The organism is Staphylococcus sp. HMSC063A07, from assembly GCF_001836955.1.
GTDB classification, from domain to species: Bacteria; Bacillota; Bacilli; order Staphylococcales; family Staphylococcaceae; genus Staphylococcus; species Staphylococcus lugdunensis.
Genome location: NZ_KV830901.1, coordinates 75,967 through 83,130 on the forward strand (window position 1 = coordinate 75,967; position 7,164 = coordinate 83,130).

At 33.5% G+C, this 7,164-nt stretch carries 4 protein-coding genes and 1 riboswitch; of the genes, 2 read left to right on the plus strand and 2 right to left on the minus strand.

Annotated elements, in window-relative coordinates:
- Positions 1-170 precede the first annotated feature (170 nt).
- Positions 171-767: a DUF4064 domain-containing protein gene (locus HMPREF2597_RS00520; protein ID WP_012990693.1), complete on the plus strand. Its 597-nt coding sequence runs from the start codon at positions 171-173 to the stop codon at positions 765-767.
- A 175-nt stretch (positions 768-942) separates the two neighbouring features.
- Here HMPREF2597_RS00520 and HMPREF2597_RS00525 read toward each other — a convergent pair whose 3' ends face one another.
- Complete coding sequence (locus HMPREF2597_RS00525) at positions 943-2,253, minus strand: LLM class flavin-dependent oxidoreductase (RefSeq protein WP_070817106.1); 1,311 nt, start codon at positions 2,251-2,253, stop codon at positions 943-945.
- Positions 2,254-2,344: 91 nt separating this feature from the next.
- Positions 2,345-3,094, minus strand: a complete 750-nt coding sequence (locus HMPREF2597_RS00530) for a 3-oxoacyl-ACP reductase (RefSeq protein WP_002460605.1) — start codon at positions 3,092-3,094, stop codon at positions 2,345-2,347.
- A gap of 123 nt (positions 3,095-3,217) precedes the next feature.
- A riboswitch (TPP riboswitch) is annotated at positions 3,218-3,320 on the minus strand.
- A gap of 646 nt (positions 3,321-3,966) precedes the next feature.
- Here HMPREF2597_RS00530 and HMPREF2597_RS00535 point away from each other — a divergent pair.
- On the plus strand, positions 3,967-7,164 hold a 3,198-nt coding region (locus tag HMPREF2597_RS00535; protein WP_141760413.1), incomplete at its 3' end, for a putative Ig domain-containing protein.

Below are 7,164 nucleotides of genomic sequence, written 5' to 3' on the forward strand. Positions count from 1 at the left end.
TCATATGAGGGTTTTATTTTCAAGATGGTATAGAGCGTCGTCAACAAGAGCAAAATAAAGTTAAATTATCATGTAATATAGTTATATTATAAATATTGAGCATATTTATTGTCATAAATAAGTGTAAAGTAAGGATTTCGTGGGTAAAGCAAAATAAAAGGAGGATTATTATGATTAAAAGAACAGGTGAAAAAGTTTTAACTTGGATTGGATTTATATTACATACGTTATACGTTATCTTTTTAGTTTTAATTCAAATGATGGTTAGTGATAGTGATTTTAAAGAACAATTGGCTAACGAACTACAAAAAAATCCAGATTCAAATGTTTCGAGAGACCAGACAATAGAAGCTGTTAATTCAGTAGCCACAAATTCTTCTGGCTGGATTATGATCGGAATTGTTATCTTAGGCTTAACTTTAGTTGCTGCGATTATGTTGAGCAAACATCCTACGATTTCTGCAATACTACTTATTATTGCTGTAGTATTAAGCGTATTTAATGTCAGCTGGGTAGCAGGAATTTTATGGTTAATTGCTGCGATTATGTTGCTTGTTAGAAGACCTAAAAATCAATATGCATATAACAGTGGTACAACAACTGATATCCCACCAGAAGAGAATGAGCGATACAATAATTATAGTGAGAACCACAATGACGAATATCGTCATCAACAGCAAGATGTAGAAGTTGATAATCATGACCATCATCAATCACATTCTACTAACGATAAGGATGTATCAGATGTATACGCGATTATCAAATGATGATCAGCATGATGATTTTGTGCGAGATGCTGCTGAGCGTCGTCAACAAGAAAAAAACGATGATCCATATAAATATTAAATGATAATAACCCTGATGCAGGATATATTCTTGCATCAGGGTTTCTTACGTTCTTTTTCTATTATATGGATAAAATATTAGGTATGGATAAATGAATTAATAATTAATGTCTAAATGTGACTTTAAAGTATGGCTTTGATATCTTTTACGATATAAGCCTCGTTGTTGTAATTCCGGGACAATATAAGTCACGAAATCGTTCAAACTATGCGGCAGAGATGGTGGCATTAAATTAAAACCGTCTGCTACGCCTTCATTAAACCAAAGCTCCATCTCATCTACAATTTCTTTCGGTGTACCGATTAATGTAAGATGTCCACCACCTGCATTGAGATAACCCAACAGTTCTCGAACAGTAGGTTGTTTATCTTTAATGATTTCAAGTACTGTTTCATAACGACCAGTTGGACCCTCAAAAGTCTCAATTGGAGGTAACTCTGGAACCGGACCATCTAAGTTCCAATCCTGACAATCTTGTTGAATGAAAAAACTAAGTTGTTTTAACGCTGTTTTCACAGGAAGTTGTGCATCTAAACGTTTTTTCTTCGCTAAAGCTTCTTCCTTTGTTTGTCCTACATAAGTAACTAAACCAGGAAATACTTTAATATGACGTTGTGGTTCAGCCGTTTGTGATAATGCCTGCTTTAATCGCTCACGATACCTTTTGGCTTGAGTTAAATTCCATGATACTGCATACACAGCATCCGCATATCTTGCGGCAAGTGCGATGCCTTGTTTAGAAGCACCAGCTTGCATATTAACCGGTCGCCTCTGTGGACTCTGAGGTGTAGAGATTGGGCCTCTCACTTGAAAATAGTTACCATTAAATTCTATCGGTTTAATTTGAGACGCATTCATGAGAACACCACGCTCTTTATCGGCAACAATATCTGTTGCTTTCCAGTTTGTAAACAAGTGTTGCATGACTGCAGCAAATTCTTGTGCACGAGCGTAGCGAGCTTCATGATTAGGTAACTCTGTCATACTATGATTTTGTGCTTCTATATCAGTCATCGATGTTACTAAATTCCAACCAACCCGTCCACCTGTCATATGGTCAAGACTAAGCAATTGTCTGGCAACAGTATAAGGATCCGAAAATGTACTCGAAATAGTTGGGACCAGACCGACGTACTGAGTTACTTGTGATATGGCTGTTAAATTTATGAGTGGATCAAACCAAAAGGCAGGCATTGCACTTGAGTCATTGGCATTAAAGGATTGATTGTCTGCGAAAAAGACAATATCTAAACAACCTCGTTCAGCAAGTTGTGCTAACTCTTGGTAGTATGAAACATCACCAAGCCGTTCAACTGCAGAATCAGGCATTTGCCAAGCTGCTTGATGATGACCGCAACCATAAACTAAGACGCCAATATGCATTTGACGTTGTTGCTGTTGATACATATATATACACTCCAATACAGCTACATTTATAACGATTATTGGGTTAGAAGTGTCCAACTCTTAAAATTAATAATGGCGTTCAAATGGACAATCAATTCATTGTTAAGCCACCATCTACAGTTATATTTTGTCCTGTAATTTGTTTAGCTTCATCTGAACATAGATAGACAACCATGTTGGCAACATCTTGCGGGCTTGTAACTTGATGTAACGGTGTTGTACTTGCAATTAAATCAAATACTTCCGGTGTCGTAACTGCACTGGCATCTGTTGTTTTAAGTAAGCCCCCTGAGACGACATTAGCAGTGATACCATATTGACCAAGTTCAGCAGCAATATTTCTAGTAAAACCGATAATACTCGCTTTTGCAGTTGTATATTCATGATAAGGAACAACTGGGTTTTGATATAAATTTGTACCGATATTTACTACAGAACCTTGTTTATGCTCAATAAATTGAGGTAGTACACTTTGAATAACATTAAAACTTGCTTTCAAGGTTCCATCTAGTTGTGCTTGATAATCGTCCCAAGATAAATCTTTGAAGGATTTTTGTGCGTCAGGATCGAATTTAAAGTTAACTAATGCATTGTTAACAACAGCATCGATATGTCCAAAATGATCGATTGCACTAGCTACCATCGCATTCACTTGCTCACGATTACGAACATCTGCTTGTAATGCAATAGTTTGAGTTCCTAGCTCTTGCATTAACTGTTCGGCCGCTGTTTGACTTTGATTATAATTAATCACAACTTGAAATCCTTTAGCGACTAGAGTGCGTGCTATAACAGAACCAAGGCCACGACTAGCTCCAGTTACTAATACAGTTTTTGCCATTGTGAACCTCCTTATAAAGAATATTAAAGAAAAAAATACGCAACCTTCACTAGGAAAGTTGCGCAACGTAAAACTATCATAAATAACGGACTCAAAATAAAAGAGGCCATTAGACATATTAATATTAGGTTCCACACACTTTCCTACGCTAGTATCAACTAGATCAGGTTCAAAGGGTTTAAGGCCACGCCTATTCTCAGTTATAAAAACACCCCTAGTGCATATATTTAACTTTAATTTCAATTTAAAACTTTTCATTCACATTGTCAAGATAATACAAGTTTATAGTCTTTATATAATAAAGCATTGAATATAAGTATAGATTTGATACTTATTAAATTATTTAAACAAAAGCTACTTACAAGCAAAAAATCGTGGTAGTTATAGATTTATTTACCGAAAAAAGAAGCTCAATTTCAAAACTTCAATATTCTGTAGTTTGTATCAGCCATTTCAATCTTTGCTTGTGCTATTTGAGCAGTATTGTTAAATGAGAAGTTGCTTAAATAAGTACTTTTAGTTATTTTCAACATCAAAAATTTTAAAAGACTATATTATAAACTTCAGCTAGTAAATTGAATATGTCATATATACATAATTTTAACTTTGCAATTTTTATATTCAACTACCTTTGTTGAAAAAATTAAATTTTTAAATTACAGTATATATAATTTTAATAATGTATGTTTTACAATAATATAGATAAAAACTATAATGTGCATATGACAATTTTTCACTTAATAAATCAACACTTAAAATGATTTTGTTCAATATGTTTAATTTTGGTTGAAAATACTTTTAAAATGAAATTATTTTTGCAAAAATTGTGCTAAGGTAGTAGAAATATCGTTAAATATTAGGGAGAGATTAATATGAAAAAAGGTGTAAGCGTTATTAATCCCGAGGAAAAAAGACAACAACTACACTCAATAAGAAAATTCAAAGTAGGAACGGCTTCAATTTTAATTGGAGTAACGCTAATATTCGGTGTGCCAAAAGTAGCATATGCTGAAGAAATGCAAGCAATTCAAAGTAATAAACAGGCGAATGATAGTTCCGAAGAGACAAAAAGCAATAATAAGCAACAAAATAATCTCCATGGTCAAACTACTGAAGAACAACAAAATATCTCGACAATAACCGAAACAAGTGTAGATAACTCGAAAGCTTTAAATACGGCCGATTCATCTACAAGTGAACAACAGGATAATGATATTACTACAGATGCCACAACTAAATCCATACAATCTAATGAAAATGTAATACATCAAAATACAACTAATGATGCGAAAAATGAAAAATCCAATGCTAACATTATAAAATCAAAAAATGAAACAACCACCAATGAAAATATAAATCCACAAAATAGTGTTAAAGAAAATTTAACAGCAAAATTTAAAAACACAACGGAAACTACGAATCAACAAGCTGCTCAAATCCAATCTACTACTCAAAAATCAACTTCGGCACAAACAACATTAAAGCAGAGTCGTAAGTTAGTACAAGAAAAATCCCAACAAGATACAACCGTAACATCAAAGAATAATAGTAATAATTCAGATCAAAACACTACACTATCTGGAGTGACACCATTTACCAATAGTAATGGTGATAAGACAAATGAGGAAAAAGTAGTTACTACTCAACCAATTACCGTTAAACAAAGACGTGCGTTAATGGTAAAAAGTAATTATGCTGCAGATACGTCAATTAGTGATCCGAAAGTTATTGATTATCCAACTCCGAAAAATAGTAAATATTCTTATATGCTGCATGAATTAGGTTATAATGCAACGACTGTTTCTGATGAATCAAGTTTAAGATTTGCAGGTATTACACAAAATAAAAATTCCAATGGCAGCACTATTACGCTAAATTTAACAAAATGGAATAGTGCAACTACTAATCTTAATAATGGGAAAATAAATTTATCGTTTTCTCAAAGTAAATTTTTTTCACAGATTGAAAGTATAAGTTTTGATGGTACTAATATGATAACAGATAATAATGGGCAAAATTGGTATACACCTGCATCCAATGCTAACTTAGGATTGATAGGTTCAGTAACTAATTCTCCTATAATAATCACATTAAAAAATAATCAAAGTTTAACTTCGCTCGGATATTCTAATACGAATCCAGTTTATTTTACGCACACATGGACACTAAATGATGGATCAATTGCGCCCGAAAGTATTCAAAATGCTTTAATAACACCAACACTCAATCCTAAAGTGCCGCAGTCAACACAATCATCAGGATTTACGACAGGGCGTTTAATTAACAAAATTGATATAAGTAGAACTGATAACACTATAAAATCCATTCATTCATTTAAACCAGATGAAAACTTTTTACAAACAGATTATAACTGGGTATTGTATGTGAAAGAACAGATACCAAAAGAATTAATGCCATATATAGATCGTGGTTCTATTAACATTTATGTGTCCGATATTTTTGGAAATCCAATTAGTTCGGATAGAAATGTCCAAGGATTTGTTGATGATAATGGTTTCATTGATTCCAGTAAAATCAATGAAATTTCTATTAAAGATAATAATACGACAAGCCATCTTAATAGTGCACGTGGGAGTTTAGATCATAATGTCTTTTATGGTACATTAGGTCAATCACGAAATTATACGATTTCATACAAATTAAAAGATGGTGTGACAATTGAGCAACTCCAAAGAGAATTGAGTGATAGATTAACATTTTCATCTTGGCTAGAAACAGATTATTTAGATTCAAGAGATAATGGTTCAGCTAATAACCGTCTGATGGGTTCATATGCGAGTTCCTATGTCGATTTAATAGATAGAGTACCACCAGAAAAACCAGTTGCGAACAACATTACAACAGACGATAAAGCAATAATAGGAACAGCAGAGGCCAATACAAAAATTAATTTAGCATTTAGTGATGGGCACATATTAACAGGTACAGTAGATAGTAATGGTAACTTTTCTGTTAGTATACCATCAGGATTTAATTTAACAGGTAAAGAAACAATTTCTATTACAGCCATAGATAAAGGATTAAACGTCTCTCAACCAACGACTATTACAGTGACAGATACTACACCACCTTCGCTCGAAGACATTAATAGTCAAGTCGTCTTAATTAATACAGCGATTAATAATGTAAAAATTAATGCGACAGATAATAGTGGAGATCCTATAAAAATTACAATCAGTCAATTACCTAATGGAGTGTCTTACAACAGCGATACACAAGAAATTAGTGGTAAACCAACACAAGTAGGCGTTTATCCAATTACTGTTACAGCTACAGATGCTTCAGGAAATGTATCAACAACGTCTTTTGCTATAACAGCGCGTGACATAACCGCACCAGATGTAAAACCAATTGAAAATCAAACCATTGAAATCAATACTGCTATCTCTAACATTTTGATTAATGCAACAGATGATAGTGGCTTACCTGTGAATAATACAGTAAGTGGTTTGCCAGATGGAGTGACATTTGATTCTACAACAAATACAATTAGCGGCATACCAACTACGTTAGGGACTTATCCAATAGAAGTTATGTCAAAAGATAACGAAAATAATGTGACTAAAACAAAATTCACAATTTTTGTGCAAGATACAACTAGTCCTGTTGTAAATGCTATTCAGTCACAAACAGTTGAAATTAACACACCTATCAATTCAATTAAGATTGATGCTAAGGATAATAGCCTTGGATCAGTAGTAAATACTGTAAGTGGACTGCCTGATGGAATAACATTTGACAGCGAGACCAATACGATTTCAGGTACACCTACGCAAACTGGTACGTCCAAAATAGTAATTATATCCACAGATGCTTCAGGTAATCAAACTGTAACGAATACAACTATTGTCGTCAGAGATACAATAAAACCAGTTGTTAATCCAATTAGTAATCAGAAAAAAGAAGTAAATACTCCAATTGATGATATTAAAATAGTAGCAAGTGATAACAGCAACCAAGATGTTACAATCGTAGTGACAGGTCTGCCTAGAGGCGTAATATTTGATACCACAACAAATACAATAAGTGGTGTAGCGACGAAGGTCGGC